Below are 17416 nucleotides of genomic sequence, written 5' to 3' on the forward strand. Positions count from 1 at the left end.
CGTGACGTGGGGAGTGTGACGGCGGCTTGATTTCGACCCATTGGGTCGCCACGCTGGCAGGGCATTCAGGAGACACCATGGAACAGACCAATCCGCTGCTGGCCGACGACACCCTGCCGGCGTTTTCGCAGATCCGCCCCGAGCACGTCACCCCCGCCATCGACGCCCTGCTGGCCGATTACCGCGCTGGCATCGAGGCACTGACCAAGCCCGGCGCCGCGCCCGATTTCGCGAGCGTCATGCTTACCCAGGAGCGCCTGGAGCAGCGCCTGGCACGCGCCTGGGCGCCGGTAGGCCATCTGCATGCGGTGGCGGACAGTGAGGCACTGCGGGAGGTCTACGGGCCAGCCGAGGAAAAGCTCACCGATCACGCCATCGAAGTTGGCCAGAATCGCGAGCTGTATCAGGCCGTCCAAGCCCTGGCCGACGCGCCGGAGTTCGTCGGCTTGCCGCGCGCTGAGCGCGCGCTGGTGGAGCACGCGTTGCGCGACTTCCGCCTGTCCGGCGTCGCCCTGGAAGAGCCGGCGCGTTCCCGCTACCGCGAGATCGGCGTGGAACTGAGCCGTCTCTCCACCGAGTTCTCCAATGCCGTGCTTGACGCTACCGACGCGTGGCATGAGCACATCACGGACGAGCGCGACCTCGCCGGCATCCCCGAGTCCGGCCGCGCGGTGCTGCGCCAGTATGCCAAGGAGCAAAACCTCGACGGCTACCTGGTCACGCTCAAGCAGCCGAGTGTGCAGGCTGTGCTCACCTACGCCGACAACCGTGGCCTGCGCGAGCGCGTGTACTGGGCGTATCAGACGCGCGCCTCCGACCAGGGCCCGCAGGCTACCAAGTACGACAACAGCGGGCGCATTGAACGCATCATGGCGCTGCGCCATGAGGCTGCGCGACTGCTCGGCTTCAACAATGCAGCGGAGGAATCGCTGGCCACCAAGATGGCCGCGTCGCCTGCCGAGGTGATGGAGTTCCTGCGCGATCTGGCCAATCGCGCCAAGCCAGTGGCGCGCAAGGAGCTCAACCACCTGCGCGAGTTCGCCACCACGGAGCTGAAGCTCGACAACCTCGAATCCTGGGATGTCGGCTACGCCTCGGAGAAGCTGCGCCAACGCGAGTACGACCTCGACGAGGAACAGCTGAAGCCCTACTTCCCGCTGCCGGCGGTGATCGAAGGCCTGTTCGGCCTCACCCAGCGGCTTTATGGCATCACCCTCAGCGCGCGCGACGGTGTCGACGTGTGGCATCCGGACGTGCGCTATTACGACGTGCGCGACGCCGACGGCCGCGTGTTCGCCGGTGCCTATGTTGATCTCTATGCCCGCACCGGCAAACGCGGCGGCGCCTGGATGGATGTGTGCCGCGCCCGCTTCCGCGATGGTGAGAATGAGCAACTGCCGGTGGCCTTCCTCACTTGCAACTTTGCGCCGCCGACCGAAGGCCGCCCTGCGCTGCTCACACACGACGACGTGCTCACCCTCTTCCACGAATTCGGCCACGGCCTGCATCACTTGCTGACCGAGATCGCCCTGCCTTCCATCGGCGGCATCGACGGCGTGGAATGGGATGCGGTGGAACTGCCCAGCCAGTTCATGGAGAACTTCGGTTGGAACCGTGAAGCGCTCGACCTGTTCGCCCGCCACTACGAAACTGGTGAGCGCCTGCCGGACGAACTGTTCCAGCGCATGCTGGCAGCGCGCCACTTCCATGCTGGCTTGTTCCTGGTGCGCCAGCTCGAGTTCGGCATGTTCGATTTCCTGCTGCACCTGGAATACGACCCGGCCAAGGGCGCTCGCACCATGGAAGTGCTGGAAGAAGTACGCCACGACGTCGCCGTGCTGCATCCGCCAGCATGGCAGCGCTTCCCTCACGCGTTCTCGCACATCTTCGCGGGCGGCTACGCAGCCGGTTACTACAGCTATCTGTGGGCCGAATTGCTCAGCGCCGACGCCTTCGGCGAGTTTGAGGCGAATGGCGTGATCGACCGTGGCACGGGTGATCGCTTCCGCAAGGAAGTCTTGTCGGTCGGCGCCAGCCGGCCAGCCATCGAAAGCTTCATCGCCTTCCGTGGCCGCGCGCCGGAACCGGAAGCGTTGCTGAAGAGCCACGGTCTGGTTTGATCGTCCACCCGCGCCAGCCAACCCGGCTGGCGCGGCCTTTCACTTGCACAAGGATGTCCGCATGAAAACGGCCGTTGCAGGCGTGTTGTGGCTGGTATTTGGCGTCGTGCTCTCAGCGCCAGCATGGGCCGCCTCACCGGATTGCGTTGCTATTGACGTGAGCGTGGATGACGCACATCACGCGATCGACGTTACCTTCCGCCCGCCAGCGTCGGTCACGCGCATCGCGCTGCAACCCTTGGCACCGTATAGCCGCAAGGCGTTGTGGCAGTCACCCGACGGCTCGGCACAGATCGAAGACGAGGCGATTGTCGTCACACCTGGCCATCGCGTCTTGCACGTTCGCATGGATGCTTCGCGCACGCCCGAACGGCAGGATCGCGCGTATGCACCGTTCCTGCGCTTCGCCGATGGCACCGTGGCGATTGATACGCAACAGTTCCTGCCGCCCAAGGAGAGTACGCAGAAGCTCTGTCAGCGCTACGTTCCGGCCCATGGACAGCAAGTGATCGGTTTCGGCGAAGCCAGCACGCAGCCGCTGGATCTGGGCGACACTTCGCCCGCGGGTTATGTGGCCTTCGGCACGCCCTACGTGGAGCGGCACGGTGACCTGCTGCTCGCCATCGACAAGGGCACGCCCTCCACTATTCGCGAACGCGTGGCCAGCGATGTGCCGCGCCTGATGGATTTCTACGTCCGCCACTTGGGGCCAGCGAAGACGCCCACGCTGTTCCTCTTCATGCAGCCGGATGAACAGGGTGTACGCAGTTTCCATGGCGATCACCTGCCGGCTTCCATCACGCTGGGGCTGATGGGTCAGGGCTGGGATTCGCTGGAAGAGGCCGACTGGCAGCGCCTCACCGGCTTTGTCGCCCACGAGCTTTTCCACACGTGGAACAGCTCGCCGACACTCGGTTCACCGGAAGGCGAAGCCCTGCTGGCCAAGGAAGGCGGCGCGGAACTCGCCCGCGTAATGGCCACGGCGTCGCTGTCGAATCAGAGCTCGGCGCAATGGTTGCCCCGCGTGGGCGGCATGTACAACGCCTGCCTGTTCGATATCCATCGGGCACAATCGGTTGCCTCTGCTCTGGACAAACGTGCGCCCGGCGGCCTGCCGTATGACTGCGGCGCACCGCTGATGCTGGCTTTGGCGTTGGCGGCCAATCCGCACGATCCGGTCACCGGTTATTTCGACCTGTGGACAAAGCTCACCGAGCAGCGCCGTGGCAAGTCCTTGCCCGATTTTGCATGGATGGACCTGATCCCACCCGGCACGGACGCCGCACTGCGCGACGCACTCGTGCGCGCGATCCATGCACCGGATGCCTACGCCGATGGCATGCAGGCGGCGTTCCTCCAGCTTGGCGTGAAGGTCGAACCGGCGTCGAAACTCGATGCAGAGAACAGCCAACGTTACGCAGGCGCGCTCATGTCGCATCTGATGCGTGTGGATTGCGGCGGCAACGTCAGTTTCTGGACCCAGCCGGACGGCTTCTTGATCGACAAGTCACTGTCCACCTGTCACGTACTGCAGGCGGGCAACACCGTTGACGCTCTGCTTGGCCAACCCTTCGCTACCGCCGATATGCTGGCGCTTTCGAAGCAGGTCGCGGAACGTTGCGCGCACGGCTCGCCGGTGAAGGTGGGCTACAAGGGGGCCGTACCACCTGACGGGGACGTCCCGTGCACGCAGCCGCTGCCCGCCCTGCCGAAACCGTTGGTTTTCGCGGGATTGGATGGCGTCCCTTCGACGGCTGAAGCCCCTTCCCGTTCATCGCCTACAATAGGCCCATGAAAATCGCTTCGTGGAACGTGAATTCGCTGAAGGTGCGCATACCGCACCTCACCCAGTGGCTGGCCGATGCGCAGCCCGACATCGTTGCGTTGCAGGAAACCAAGCTCGAGGACGCCAAGTTCCCGGTCGATGAGCTGGCGGCCGCCGGTTATCGCGCGGTGTTCTCCGGTCAGAAGACCTACAACGGCGTCGCGTTGTTGGCGCGCGCTGACGTGCACGGCGAGTTCGAGGATGTCGTCACCGACATTCCGAATCTGGACGATCCGCAGCGGCGTATCCTCGCCGCCACCATCGGTGGCGTGCGCGTGGTCGATCTCTACGTGGTCAACGGCAAGGCCGTGGGCGACGAGAAGTACGCATACAAGCTCGACTGGCTGGCGAAGATGCGTGAGTTTCTGGCGCGCGAGATCGAGCGCTATCCCAAGCTGGTGGTGTTGGGTGATTTCAACATCGCGCCGGACGACCGTGACGTGCACGACCCGGCAGCGTGGGGCGAAGACATCCTGTGCTCGCCGCCGGAGCGCGATGCGCTCAAGCGGATCACCGATCTTGGCCTGCACGACAGCTTCCGCTTGTTCGAGCCGGCTGGTGAACACTACAGCTGGTGGGACTATCGTCAGGGTGCGTTCCGGCGCAACATGGGTTTGCGCATTGACCTGATCCTGGTCGGTGATGCCCTGAAATCGGCGGCAACAGCGGCCGCCATCGACCGTACACCGCGAACCTGGGAACGTCCTTCCGATCACACGCCGGTAACAGTTGATCTGGATATCTAAGAAACATAGCAACACCGCACAACAGGCAGCTGATGAATACACCCAAGACTGAATGGCCCACTTCGCTAGGCGATGCAGAACTCGAGGAACTGGACCAATACTTGCGCGGCCATGTGGGCGAGGACGACCTCCTGCTCGATGGTGTGCACGGGCTGCTCTCCGCGTTGACGGTGGGCCCTACGCACGTACTGCCTGAGGAGTGGTTGCCCGAGGTGCTGCACGAGCCCTTCGGCGACGAATCCGAAGGCAATCGCGTGCTGGCGCTGCTGGCCAAGCTCAATGATTCGATCGGCGCCGAACTCGACGTCGACGCCTACGAGCCGATTCTCGGCGAAGTGGACACAGAAGCCGGCCCGGTGCTTTCGGCGGCGGGCTGGTGCGAGGGTTTCAGTCGCGGCATCGATCTGCGCGCGGGCCTGTGGGAAAAGCGCCTGGCGGACGATCCGCAGTTGATGGAGATGCTGGGACCGGTGATGGCGCTGGCCGTGGACGAAGGCATCCTCAGTGCGGATGCCGAGTTCGAAAAACTGAGCGACGACGAATACGACGAGTGCCTGACACAGGTACCCGGTGTGCTCAACGCGGTGAACCAGTACTGGACCGAACACCCGGTGACGGAAGCGGAGGTCGAGGCCGCCGTGCGTCCTGCCGAGGAGAAGGAAGAGTCCACGTCACCGCCACGTCAGCGCAGCGGGCATTGGGTGCACTGACGGATAGGAAGTTGGCCCACGGGCCAGCCTTTCCCCCTAGAGAAACAATCCGTTCCGTCTGCGCATCTTGGGTACAAGGCGGTGCGGCGCCATCATGGTGGGCAGTCCAATCCCTTGGAGACCAACATGACCGAACGCAGCATTCTCCGCCGCATGCGCGGCATCGATACATCCGATGGCGCGGGCGTGAAGCTCAAGCGCGTCATCGGCCAGCCCGGCCTGGATATGCTCGATCCGTTCCTGTTGCTGGACGAGTTTCGTTCCGACCAGGCGGGCGATTACATCGCCGGCTTCCCCGAGCATCCGCATCGCGGTTTCGAGACCGTGACCTACATGCTTGCGGGCCACATGAAGCACCACGACAACCATGGCAACAGTGGTGATCTGGTGCCGGGCAGCGTGCAGTGGATGACCGCCGGCCGGGGCATCCTGCATTCGGAAATGCCCGAGCAGGAAGACGGCTTGATGTGGGGCTTCCAACTGTGGGTAAACCTGCCGTCCAAGGACAAATTGATCGCGCCGCGCTATCAGGACATCGGTCCGGAGCGCATTCCGGTCGCGCGTCCGGCGGATGGTGTGGAAGTGAAGGTGATCGCCGGTGAGTTCGGTGGCGTGACCGGCCCGGTAGCCGAGATCGTCACGCAGCCGATCTACCTGGACATCGCCGTGCAGCCGGGTGCCTCAGTGACGATTCCGCTCCCTGAAGGACACGCGGGCTTCGCCTATGTGTTCGACGGTAAGGACGCAGACGTGGCAGGCCAGCCGTTGGCCCGCAGCGAACTGGCAGTGCTTTCGCGCAGCGGTGATCTGCACATTGCCGGCCGCGATACGGCTGCGCGCGTGCTGTTGGTCGCCGGCCATCCGCTCAACGAGCCGGTAACCCGCTATGGGCCGTTCGTGATGAACACGCCAGAAGAGATCCATCAGGCGATTGCCGACTTCCGCGCCGGCAAGTTCTGAGCCTCGAAGGGGCCGCCCGTAGGGGCGGCTCCTGCTGCTTAGCCTGTCTACGCCATCCCAGGCCCCCCCCGGTGGGGCCGTATCGGGATGGCGTTTCCTTATGGCTCGCTGGTGGTGGTTGCGTCACCACTTTCCTCAAGCCTTCTCCCGCTCAGCCGTTAAGCCCTCCGTAGTAGGGGGAATCTGGCGGTGGCGGCACGGATGGCAAGATCGATGCATCCCCATCCGTGCCTGCCGCCGGGTTCACAAAATCAGCGAGTTAGGCCAGATGACTGGTTGTAAAACGACCTTAGACTGTCGTTAAATTTAGATTAATCTAAAGGGGTGCAACAGGCTGTACTATCTACTTACAGCACTTTGCGAAGAAAACACACATAACTCGTTGTATTCATTATTATGAATGCCCTGATTACTCTCATTGTCCTGGCCTTGATCGCGACGTTCGTCATCGCGATCAAGCGCGTACCGGCCGACCAGGTGCATAGCCTCTATCGCCGAGGCAAGCCGTACCGCCTGCTGCAGCCGGGTAGCCACATGACCCTGCCGCTGATTGATCGCGTGGAGCACCGCATCAACCTCAGCGGCCAAGTGCTGCGCTTTGAAGAGCTGCTGCCCAACGCTCATGACGTGCGCGGCACGGTGTACTGGCAGGTGCTGGAGCCCGAGCGTGCCGATGCGGTGATAGAGCAGGCCGACCAACTGATCCGTGGCGGCGCCCTGGCCGCGCTGCGCGACGAGCCGGAAGCCTTCCAGGCCGATCGCCGCGACCTGGGTTCACGCCTCAAGCAGAGCATGAATGGCGCCCTGCGTGAGCGCGGCATGATGGTGACGCGCGTGGAGCTGGAATTCGCCTGATCCAGAGTGCTGCCGGATAGGCCTTGGCGAAGGTGGCCTTAGAGCGCCCGCCACAGGGGAGACCCTTGAAGCCCGCTTCGGCGGGCTTTTTCTTTGGGCCTTCGCGGTGCAAAACCCTATCAACTGGCGTCCGGAGCGGCACACCCGGATACTTGCGACCCCGTTTCATCAAGGCGTTTCCCCGATGACATCCCGCAACGATCTGCAAACCCGGCTGGAACGCGGCATTGCTGCACTTGGCGTGCAGTTGCCGGCCGGCGCGGTGGAGCGGCTGCTGGACTACCAGGCGCTGCTGGCGCGCTGGAACGCCACGTACAACCTCACCGCCGTCCGCGATCCGGGCGAGATGGTGAGCCGCCATCTGGTCGATTCGCTAGCGGTTCTGCCCTATGTGCAGGGCCAGACGCTCGCCGACCTCGGCACCGGCCCTGGGTTGCCGGGCATTCCGCTGGCTATCGCCGCGCCAGAACGGCAGGTGCTGCTGGTCGACTCCAACGGCAAAAAGGTTCGCTTCCTGCGCGAAGCCATCCGCTCACTCAAACTTGAGAATGTGCGCGCTGTGCAATCGCGCGTGGAAGAGGTGGAAGGCCAGTTCGACTGCATCACCGCGCGTGCCTTTGCCAGCCTCGAGGACATGTTGGCCTGGGGTGGTCACCTTTTGACCAAGGAGGGCATCTGGCTGGCCATGAAGGGCAAGCATCCGGACGAAGAATTGCCGGGCGTGCCCGCCGGATTCGAGGTGCGGGCGATCCATACGCTCAACGTCCCAGACGTAGGCGGCGAGCGCCATCTCGTGGTACTCGGCCGGGCAGTCGGTTGATCAGGCTGCTAATCTAGCCCCCTTTCACTCGTTCACGGTCTCGACGACACATGGCCCGCATCATCGCTGTCGCCAACCAGAAGGGCGGCGTCGGCAAAACCACCACCGCTGTCAATCTCGCTGCTGCGCTGGCTGCCGCCAAGCGCAAGGTGCTGCTTGTCGATCTCGATCCGCAGGGCAACGCAACCATGGCGTCCGGCGTGGACAAGCGCGAGGCCAAGCCGAACGGCTGCGAAGTGCTGCTGGACGAAGCGCCCATCGACAAGGCCATCGTCAAGACCGAGGCGCTGTACGACCTGCTGCCCGGCAACGGTGACCTCACCGCCGCCGAGCTTAAGCTGATGGACGCGATCGCCCGCGAGAGTCGCTTGAAGGACGCGCTGGCGAAAGTTTCAGATCGCTACGACATCATTCTCATCGACTGCCCGCCGTCGCTGCATCTGCTCACGCTCAACGCGCTGGCAGCGGCGAACGGCTTGCTGATTCCGGTGCAGTGCGAATACTTCGCGCTGGAAGGCCTTTCCAGTCTGCTCGACACAGTGAAGGCTGTGCGCCATCGCCTCAATCCGAATCTGGAAATCGAAGGCCTGCTGCGCACCATGTACGACGTGCGCAACAACCTCGGTAACGAAGTGTCCGCGCAGCTCACCTCGCACTTCGGCGACAAAGTGCTGCGTTCCATCATTCCGCGCAACGTGCGCCTCGCCGAGGCACCTAGCCACGGCCAGCCGATCCATTTGTACGACCGCAGTTCGCGTGGCGCCATCGCCTACATCGGACTGGCTGGCGAGATGATCCGGCGCGAGCGCGGCCTGAACTCCACGGCGCAGGATCAGGCCCATGACGTGGTCACGCCGATGCTGCACGCCGGTTCAGACGAGACGCTCGACGACGTCGTCGATATCCATCAGGAGTAAGCATGTCCGCTGCGAAAAAACGGGGCCTGGGACGTGGGCTCGATGTGCTGCTGAGCGGCAACGACGAACCCGGCAAGCCCTCGGTACTGGAGCAGGAAGGCGAACTACGCTCTCTGCCCATCCATCATATCCAGCCGGGCAAGTACCAGCCGCGCCGCCATTGGAACGACGAAGCGCTGGACGAACTCGCCGCATCCATTCGCGCGCAGGGCCTCATCCAGCCGGTGGTGGTGCGTCAGATCGGCAAGAATCAGTTCGAGCTGATCGCCGGCGAACGCCGCTGGCGTGCCGCGCAGCGCGCGCAGCTGTCCGAACTTCCCGCACTGGTGAAGGACGTGCCCGAAGTGGCCGTGCCGGCCATGGCGTTGATCGAAAACATCCAGCGCCAGGATCTCACCCCGCTGGAAGAAGCCGACGCGCTCAAGCGCCTGATCGACGATTTCGACCTTACCCATCAGCAGGCCGCTGACGCCGTGGGCCGCTCGCGCGCGGCCGTGTCCAACCTGCTGCGCCTCACCGAGCTACCGATCTCCATCAAGCGCCTGCTCGACGAGGGCAAGCTGGAGATGGGCCACGCCCGTTGCCTGATCACCCTGCCCGAGAGCATGGCCGAAGGCCTGGCGCTGGAAGCTTCCCGCCATGGCTGGAGCGTGCGTGAATTGGAAGAGCACGCTCGCCGTGCGCAGACCGCGCCCAAGGGCAAAGCCAAAAGCGCGTCCCCCCGTGATCCCAATGTGGACGCGCTGGAGCGCGAGTTGGGCGAGCGCTTTGCTACTCGCGTGGAGTTGGCGCAGGGGCGTGGGGGCAAAGGTAAGTTGGTGATTCACTATCACAGCAATGATGAGCTGGATGGGATTTCGGGGAAGATTCGCTGAGGCGGACGTTCTCTTGTTCGCTTGATTGCCGCCGCGAATCTACGTGGCGCGAGATCGCCTCTCCCCTTCGGGGAGAGGGTTGGAGTGAGGGGTCAATCTAGCCTCACCGTTTCATCTTTAGTCGTCATCCCGGCGTAGGCCGGGATCCAGTGACTTTGCGCTTGGTTGTCGCGTGGTCGCGACCTGGCTCGCCTGCGGCAGACGATCGAAACGCCCGCTGCGTAAGCGGCCAGATCGCGATAAGGCACGAGGCGACAACCCAACCCACGGCTACTGGATCCCTGCCTTCGCAGGGATGACGGCTCAGTTGAAAAAGTGAGGCTAGATTGACCCCTCACTCCAACCCTCTCCCCAAAGGTGGGGAGGGAGCGAAGGCCCCGGTTATCCACAGGCATCTCCCCCGTCCCGAATGAAGCGGAGGGCAACCCATCTCCGCCAGCGCAAACCCCGCCGCGACACCGTCGCGACCCCTTGCCCCTGACGCCAAGCCCTCCACCCACTAGAATAATGCCCTGGCGCCCCGCGCCCCCCGTTCAAGATAAGGCCCTCCCCATGCCCCAACTGTCCGTCGTCGTGCCTGTATTCAACGAGCGCGACAACATCCCGCCGCTGCTTGCCGAAATCGCCACCGCCTTGCGCGGCAAGGTTGATTTCGAGGTTGTGTACGTGGACGACGACTCCAGCGATGACAGCGTGGCTGTATTGGCGGCGGAAAAGTCGAAGTATCCGGAGCTGCGTATCGTTCGCCACCTGACCCGCAGCGGTCAGAGCACGGCGGTGTGGAACGGTGTGAATGCCGCGCGCTCGCCGTGGATCGCTACGTTGGATGGTGATGGGCAGAACGATCCCGCCGACATTCCCAAGTTGCTCGCACAGCGTGACCAAAGCACGCCGGACGTTCGCCTGTTCGCCGGTTGGCGCACGACGCGTCGCGACAGTTTCAACAAGCGTATCTCCTCGAAAGTCGCCAATGCGGTGCGTTCGCGCATGCTCAGGGACTCCACACCCGACACCGGCTGTGGTCTCAAGCTGTTCGACCGCGAAGTGTTCCTGCGTCTGCCCTGACTTCGATCACATGCATCGCTATCTGCCGGCGCTGGTGAAGCGTGCGGGTTTCCAGAGCAACAGCGTGCCGGTGGGTCATCGTCCGCGTACGGCGGGTACGTCCAAGTACGGCATGCTCGATCGCCTGTGGGTGGGCATTGCCGATCTGCGCGGCGTGGCGTGGTTGATGCGCCGTGGCAAGGTGACCCAGGTCGAAGAGATCTGAGTTTCGTTCTGCGTAGGAGCGCAGTAGAAGCGCTTCTATAAACAAGCGGCCTTCGACAAGCGCTTCATCGGCGTATGCTGATGGTTCTTGCTTCGGGAGGCCGCCCGCCCATGAGCATTGCCGTCAAGCGGATCTATGAACCGGCCGCCAAGAGCGATGGTTATCGTGTCTTGGTGGATCGCTTGTGGCCGCGAGGCCTGAAGAAGGACGATGCGGCGCTGGATGCCTGGAGCAAGGAGCTGGCGCCCTCCACCGCCCTGCGCAAATGGTTCGGCCATGATCCCGCACGCTGGGAAACTTTCCGCCATCGCTATGCGTCGGAGCTCGATGCGGTTGCCGAGTACTGGCGACCGCTGCTCACGCAGGCGGCTCGTCACCGCGTGACGTTGTTGTTTGGCGCGCACGATGAAGAACACAACAACGCCGTGGCGCTGAAGTGCTATCTCGATGTCTTGCTAAAGGAACACGCGTACTGACGCGTTACGGTCGGCCGGTGAACTGGCCGGTGTGTGCGGGTCGCCAGTTAGCCAAGGCCTCGCGCGCCTGCTTGCGACCCAGCTCAATCAGCTCGGTGGCGCGGTAGAACTCGTAGACCGTGGCGACGTTGCGCGGCATGCGGATCAGCAGGTCCGGCTCGTAGGCCGCCAGGCGCAGGCGTGAAAGATTGGCCTGCATCAGGTCCATCGACTGCATGAGCAGCTCCAACATGCCGGGCTCTCGCGGCTTGTCGGTGCCATGTGGCATCAGCTTGCCGATGAATTCGCCGATGCGCGAGCGATAGCTGTCGTTATCCATTGTTGGCGTGGCAGACACTTCGTCGGGTGCGCCCGGGTCCGGCGGACCGTCCATGCTCACCGCAAACAGGTAGTCCGCCGGTTCGCGGATCAATGGCGTGACCGGCACGGGGTTGAGCAGGCCGCCGTCGATCAGCCGCCGTTCCGACAGCACCTGCGGACGGAAGAGGGTGGGAATGGCGATGGAGGCGCGGATCGCATCGAACAGCGAACCGCGCGTGAGCCAGACCTCGCGTTCGCGGTCCAGATCGGTCGCCACGGCGGTATAGGCCAGCGGCAGGTCCTCAATGGCGGCGTCGCCAATCAGGCCGCGCATCGTCTCGATGATGCGCTCACCCTTGATGAGGCCTCCGCCGGACAGTGTCCAGTCGACCAGCTTGAGCACGTCCATCTTGGCCAGCGAGCAGACCCAGTCGCGGTATACGCCCAGCTTGCCCATGGCATAGACGCCGCCGATGAGCGCACCCATGGATGTGCCCGCGATGGCGACGATCTGGTAGCCGTGCGCTTCGATCTCCTCGATGGCGCCGATATGCGCCAAACCTTTCGCGCCTCCGGAACCAAGCGCGAGCGCGACGGTCGGTTTCTTGGTGGCGGCAACGTCGGCCGGAAGCGTCGAGGGATCGGCGATATCAGTGGTGCGCATGGGCGATATGGCGAGAAACGAGTGGAGAGGAGTGAATAGCGAGAGAGCGCTTCCACGCTTTCTTCCGCTTCATCTACCTATTTACTCACTTCTCGCTCTGATAACCACCCAGCGCCAGTTGCAGCTGGATCTTCATTTCCTCGCGCAGCGACAGCGGTGCCACCACTTCTGCGTCCGGTCCGTACTTGAGCACGTCCATCAGCAGTTCCTTGGAATTGGAATAAGGCACCTGCAGCTCGTAGCGGCCGTCCGGCAGCCACTCGCCCTTTTGCTGCGAATGCCAGTGCTCATCCGCCACCCAGCGCGCGGCATGCTGCGAAAAGCGCAGCGTGGCCCAGGCCTTGGGCTTGCCTGCAAAGATGCCGTAGCTCGATGCCAGCGCGTCGTTGAGTTCTTGCTCGGGTACGTCTCGGGCGGCCTCGTCAAGCGCCTGCGGCTCGGCAATGCGATCCACCGCAAAGCTGCGCAGTGCCTCGCGGTCGTGGTCCCATACGTCGAGGTACCAGTTATCGCGATAGTGCGTCAGACGCTGCGGCGATACACGGCGATGACTATCCGAATTGGTGGTGCGCGCGCGATAGCGGAAGCGCAGCTGCTTGCGTTCGAGCACCGAGCCGGCCACTACGCGGAACACCTGCTGGTCGAGCTTGCGCTCGCCCCAGGCAATGACGCGGATGCGTTCGATCGGCAGCGTCTTGCCGGTGCCTTGGTCGGACAGCAAGTGTTCGATGCGTGCCTTGAACGGTGCGAGCGCGCCGGCGAGTACGCCAGGCCCGCTGCGGCCGATCAGTTCGTTGAGGGCCAGCAACGCCGCCAGTTCATCGGACGTCAGCCAGAGGCCCGGCAACTCGAAACGCTCGCCTTCGCCGACCGCATAGCAGAACGCGGCATGTTCACCGCCTGCGCTCTCGATCGGCGCGCCGAGCGCGTCGCGCAGGAACGCCACGTCGCGGTAAAGCGTCGCGCGCGAGCACTCCAGCTCGTCCATAAGACGAGGCAGGGGCACGGGATAATGCGCCGACTTAAGCAGTCGGTGCAGGGTCAGAATGCGCTCGTAACGATCCATGAAATGACTTTCGACGGCTACCTCCCCGTAGCATGCGCACGGTTGGCGGAAGCCGCAAGTCCACTAGGCCATGAAATTGAGTAAGACCACGCCGCGATCACGCGGGCGTGATCTACCCTTCACGCACAGAAGACACCACGCTTATGAAACCGCGCCAATCCGCTCAAAGGACCGACACGACGAGCCACGGACAGGCCCCCCTCCGGGCGCGGCCACGACCGCTGCCGGCCACACTCCTTCATGTCGCAGGCTTCGACGGCTTCGGTTTGTGGATGGTGTTGGGGCTGGCGTTGGCCGTGGGGGTTTATCCAGATGGACGGGGCGATGTCCTCGTGCCAATCGCGCTCGGCACGTTGCTGATTGTGCTGGGCGTCATGGCGGCCTGTGCCCAATCGCGCTGGATGCCGCACTGGCATGGCTGGGTCATCGAAAAGGGCTCGAGGCCCACGCGCGATGCTTTGATCGCGCTGGCGTGCGGCCTGCCCGTGCTTGCCGTGGCCGGGCTGGCCCGTGGGGACAACGCGTTCTGGGCCACGCGTCTTTCGGGGGCCGCCATGGCCTTGTGCAGCCTGGGTAGCCTGATCATCACCGCCTACGCGGACGCCCGAAGGCAGGCGCCGGGTATCGATCATCACCTCGCTACGCAATTGCCGCTGAGCCGGGTGGTATCCGCCACCTACGGAGGCGGGCTATGGCTTTGGCTGTGCGCCGCCGGGCAGGACACCGACCCGGCTGGCTTGCATCCCATGGCCTGGATCGTCGGCTTGCTGGTACTCGCGCTGCTGCGTGGCCTGGTGGAAAGCCTGCGTTGGCAGGCCGCGCTGCAACGGGCGCAAACCCCGCGGGGACGCCTGGAATTGCAGCCGGGGCGTTTCCTCGCCGCACTTCTGGTTTATGCCGTGCCGTGTATTGCTCTGTTGCTGATGAGCTTCGGCCAGGGATGGCTGGCTCTGGCCTCGCTGGCGGCGGTCAGCTGCACGGCGGGTATGGCGACCGAGCTTAGTTTGTATGATGAGGCCCTGGCAGCCTTGCCAGACAGTTCTGACGGGACTGTCGCGCGCCAGCGCTGAACACCCACATCCCCGGTTCACAAGCAGTTCAATCCGGCCCGTTAAGGTGGCGGGCTGTTACTGATTTTAACGAAAAAGGAACAATTGCAATGAAGAAGACCCTGATGGCGGGCGCCCTGCTCGCGGCGCTGGTCAGTTTTGGCGCTCAGGCCGACGACACGTCATCCAATCCGACCACCAATGGCAATCCGGCCAACAATGGCGGGTGGACGGGTTCGGGCGAATTCGGTTTCGCATCCTCCTACGGCAACTCCCGCTCGGAAAACATCAACGCCAAGCTCGGCCTGAACCAGGAAAACGATCTGTGGAAGAACAACTTCTTCCTCAACGGTCTGCGTTCCAAGGGCGAGGTGCAGGTGCAGGACCAGCAGGGCAATACCGTCGACCGCCTGACCACCACGGCTAACCGCTACGACACGGGCGCCTCGGTGGGTTACAAGCTCGATCCGCGCAGCTACATCGTGACCGCGCTTCGCTATGAGCACGACGATTTCGGCGCCAACCTGTGGCAGGGCATCGTCTCGGTGGGCTACGGCTACATCGCGCTGAAGACGGACCGCACCGAGCTGTCCTTCGAAGTCGGCCCCGGTTACAAGCGTTATCGTCCCGCCGATGTCGACCAGTCGGTCACCCAGCCGGACGGCACCACGGCGACGGTGAGGGTTCGCCAGGACAGCATAAGCGAAGCGGTCGGCCGCGGCCTGGTCAACTACAAGTACCGCCTCACCGACAACACGGCGCTGGAAGACACGCTGCTGATCGAAGCAGGCTCGGACAACAAGTACTACCAGAACGACATCGGGCTGTCGGTCAGCATGACGCGCAAAGTGGCGCTCAAGCTCGGCTACCAGGTTCGCTACAACAGCGACGTCCAGCCGGGCACGCAGAGCACCGATTCGCTGGTGACCACGAACCTGCTCTACAACTTCTGAGACATGTGGGTCCGGGGATGAGTGGCGTGCGCCGCTCTCCCCTCGTCCCGCCGCCTCAGTGACCTAGCATCGGGCCGGCGCCTAGGTCGAACAACGCCTGCGCCACGCGCTTGCCCAAGGCTTCCGCCTGATCACCTTCCGCGTCGGCCTGGGCCTGCAGCAGGCGCCCGCTGCTGACGTCGCCCACCATGCCCCGCAGGTGCAGGCCGTGCTCGGTGACAATGCACCACGCACCCACCGGTACGGTGCAGCTACCACCCAGTGCTTGGTTCATGACGCGCTCGGCGGTAACCGCCAACCGCGTCTGCGCATCGTCGAGAGCACGCAGCAACGCGAGTACGTCGGGCTGGTCCGAGCGCGCTTCGATGGCGATGGCCGCCTGACCAGGAGCCGGCAGCCAGTCCGGTGCGGCTAGTCGACTGCGAATGCGGGAGGCTAGCCCCAGGCGTTCGAGTCCCGCGCAGGCGAGCAGGATCGCGTCGTAGTGACCCGAATCGAGCTTGGACAGGCGTGTACCCACGTTGCCGCGCAGGTCGAGCAGGGTCAGGTCGGGGCGTACGGCGCGCAACTGCGCCTGCCGGCGCAAGGACGATGTGCCCACGCGTGCACCCAGCGGCAGCGCGGGAAGGTCGGCGTAGTCGTTGCTCACGAACGCATCGGCCGAATCGGCGCGCGGCAGGATGGCGGGCAAGGTGAAGCCCGGCTCCAGTTCGGCGGGCACATCCTTGAGCGAATGCACGGCCAGATCGGCGCGGCCTTCCAACATGGCCACTTCCAGTTCCTTCAGGAACAGGCCCTTGCCGCCGATAGTGGCCAGTGGCTTGTCGAGGATTTCATCGCCGCGTGTCGACAGCGGCACCAGCTCCACGATCAAGCCGGGATGAGTGATCCGCAGTTCCGCGGCGACGTGTTCGGCCTGCCAAAGGGCGAGCGCGCTCTTGCGGGTGGCGATACGCAGCGTGGTCGGTGTCATGACGGTCTCGTGGGTGTTGCGTGCAGCTTCGCCGGGGACTGCATTGTGGCGTAATTACTGTCGCGGCTGCATTAGCTATGCGGTCGCAGCAGGGACTATGCTGATGTCGGGATGGGGACAGCAAGGAGTGTTGTCATGAAGATGCGCAGGATGGTTTGCACGATCGTTTTTGCCATGTCGGGCTTCGCCGCGCTCGCGGCCCATGCAGGTATGACCAGCACAACGTTGCCCGTGCTCATGCCGGACGGACGTCCTTATACGGACCCGGATGTGACAGCGCGCGGGCTACCGGAAGCCTCGGCGTTCAATCAATCGAGTTATCCCGGCGCGTTTCCGCAGATCTCACCGGTGCGCAAGCTGACCGACGAAGGTTGGCTGGCAGCGAGCACGCATCGCGCGGATGCGGCACAACTCAATTTTCATCGCGCCTTGCGCATCAAGCCGAATGATCGTCGACTGCTCTGGGCCTATGGCTGGAGCATGATCAACCTGGGCGATCCGGCCTGTGCCATGGAAGCGTTCCAGCGCAATCTCTCGCTGCGTCCGGAACAGCGCCCGCAATGGGTGCCGATGGCCATGGCGTTGACGTATATGGCCTCAGGCCAGCACGACGTCGCGCTGGCCTGGTACCGCGCCGCTGCCGTGAGCGATCCGGTGCGCTTCGGCACCGACAACGCCACGTTGCGTACCACGTTGCACTGGACTTCGAGCGAGCGGGTATTGGTCAAGCAGTTGATTGGCTACGCTGCGCAGGGCGATGGTGCTGCCATGAGCGAACTGGCGGCGCGTTGACGTCGGCATGATGCGGTGGACGCGTCTGCGCCGCCGCATCACCCC

16 protein-coding genes and 1 pseudogene are annotated in these 17416 nt (G+C 63.8%); 14 read left to right on the plus strand and 3 right to left on the minus strand.

Features of this window, described 5'->3' with window-relative positions; all coding sequences use genetic code 11:
* Positions 1-77 precede the first annotated feature (77 nt).
* The 11 genes and pseudogenes from DYST_RS15190 to DYST_RS15240 all read left to right on the plus strand — a co-directional run bounded on the left by DYST_RS15190 (position 78) and on the right by DYST_RS15240 (position 11574).
* On the plus strand, positions 78-2120 hold the full coding sequence (locus DYST_RS15190) for a M3 family metallopeptidase (RefSeq protein WP_239946478.1): 2043 nt from the start codon (positions 78-80) through the stop codon (positions 2118-2120).
* Between the two features lie 61 nt (positions 2121-2181).
* Entirely contained in the window at positions 2182-3915 is a 1734-nt protein-coding gene (locus DYST_RS15195) for a hypothetical protein (protein WP_239946479.1), read from the plus strand.
* A complete protein-coding gene (gene xth / locus DYST_RS15200; RefSeq protein ID WP_239946480.1) occupies positions 3912-4691 on the plus strand; it encodes an exodeoxyribonuclease III in 780 nt (259 codons plus the stop codon). The genes DYST_RS15195 and xth overlap by 4 nt, the downstream gene beginning before the upstream one ends.
* Before the next feature lie 32 nt (positions 4692-4723).
* Entirely contained in the window at positions 4724-5401 is a 678-nt protein-coding gene (locus DYST_RS15205) for a YecA family protein (protein ID WP_102301590.1), read from the plus strand.
* A gap of 126 nt (positions 5402-5527) precedes the next feature.
* Positions 5528-6361 (plus strand): pirin family protein, encoded by an 834-nt coding sequence (locus tag DYST_RS15210; protein ID WP_239946481.1) that lies wholly within the window; start codon positions 5528-5530, stop codon positions 6359-6361.
* A gap of 396 nt (positions 6362-6757) precedes the next feature.
* On the plus strand, positions 6758-7216 hold the full coding sequence (locus DYST_RS15215; RefSeq protein WP_239946482.1) for an SPFH domain-containing protein: 459 nt from the start codon (positions 6758-6760) through the stop codon (positions 7214-7216).
* A 184-nt stretch (positions 7217-7400) separates the two neighbouring features.
* Entirely contained in the window at positions 7401-8036 is a 636-nt protein-coding gene (gene rsmG, locus DYST_RS15220) for a 16S rRNA (guanine(527)-N(7))-methyltransferase RsmG (protein ID WP_239946483.1), read from the plus strand.
* Positions 8037-8086: 50 nt separating this feature from the next.
* Positions 8087-8953, plus strand: a complete 867-nt coding sequence (locus DYST_RS15225) for a ParA family protein (RefSeq protein WP_102301594.1) — start codon at positions 8087-8089, stop codon at positions 8951-8953.
* 2 nt (positions 8954-8955) lie between these two features.
* On the plus strand, positions 8956-9828 hold the full coding sequence (locus DYST_RS15230) for a ParB/RepB/Spo0J family partition protein (RefSeq protein WP_239946484.1): 873 nt from the start codon (positions 8956-8958) through the stop codon (positions 9826-9828).
* 552 nt (positions 9829-10380) lie between these two features.
* Positions 10381-11098 (plus strand): annotated as a pseudogene (locus DYST_RS15235) (glycosyltransferase).
* Between the two features lie 110 nt (positions 11099-11208).
* Positions 11209-11574, plus strand: coding sequence for a DUF488 domain-containing protein (locus DYST_RS15240; protein WP_102301596.1), 366 nt, complete (start codon positions 11209-11211; stop codon positions 11572-11574).
* Positions 11575-11578: 4 nt separating this feature from the next.
* Here DYST_RS15240 and DYST_RS15245 read toward each other — a convergent pair whose 3' ends face one another.
* Together DYST_RS15245 and DYST_RS15250 are read right to left on the minus strand one after the other, a co-directional pair.
* Entirely contained in the window at positions 11579-12538 is a 960-nt protein-coding gene (locus tag DYST_RS15245; RefSeq protein ID WP_239946485.1) for a patatin-like phospholipase family protein, read from the minus strand.
* 85 nt (positions 12539-12623) lie between these two features.
* Positions 12624-13604, minus strand: a complete 981-nt coding sequence (locus DYST_RS15250) for a helix-turn-helix transcriptional regulator (RefSeq protein ID WP_239946486.1) — start codon at positions 13602-13604, stop codon at positions 12624-12626.
* Positions 13605-13936: 332 nt separating this feature from the next.
* Here DYST_RS15250 and DYST_RS15255 point away from each other — a divergent pair, with 332 nt between their 5' ends.
* Both DYST_RS15255 and DYST_RS15260 read left to right on the plus strand, forming a co-directional pair.
* On the plus strand, positions 13937-14674 hold the full coding sequence (locus DYST_RS15255) for a hypothetical protein (RefSeq protein WP_239946487.1): 738 nt from the start codon (positions 13937-13939) through the stop codon (positions 14672-14674).
* A gap of 89 nt (positions 14675-14763) precedes the next feature.
* Positions 14764-15606, plus strand: a complete 843-nt coding sequence (locus DYST_RS15260; RefSeq protein WP_239946488.1) for a DUF481 domain-containing protein — start codon at positions 14764-14766, stop codon at positions 15604-15606.
* A gap of 55 nt (positions 15607-15661) precedes the next feature.
* On the opposite strand, the gene hemC is transcribed toward DYST_RS15260, so the two are convergent.
* Positions 15662-16579, minus strand: coding sequence for a hydroxymethylbilane synthase (hemC, locus tag DYST_RS15265; RefSeq protein WP_239946489.1), 918 nt, complete (start codon positions 16577-16579; stop codon positions 15662-15664).
* Positions 16580-16714: 135 nt separating this feature from the next.
* Between hemC and DYST_RS15270 the strand changes: the two genes are divergently transcribed.
* Complete coding sequence (locus DYST_RS15270; protein ID WP_239946490.1) at positions 16715-17371, plus strand: tetratricopeptide repeat protein; 657 nt, start codon at positions 16715-16717, stop codon at positions 17369-17371.
* Positions 17372-17416 lie beyond the last annotated feature (45 nt).

It is taken from the genome of Dyella terrae (genome assembly GCF_022394535.1).
GTDB lineage: Bacteria > Pseudomonadota > Gammaproteobacteria > Xanthomonadales > Rhodanobacteraceae > Dyella.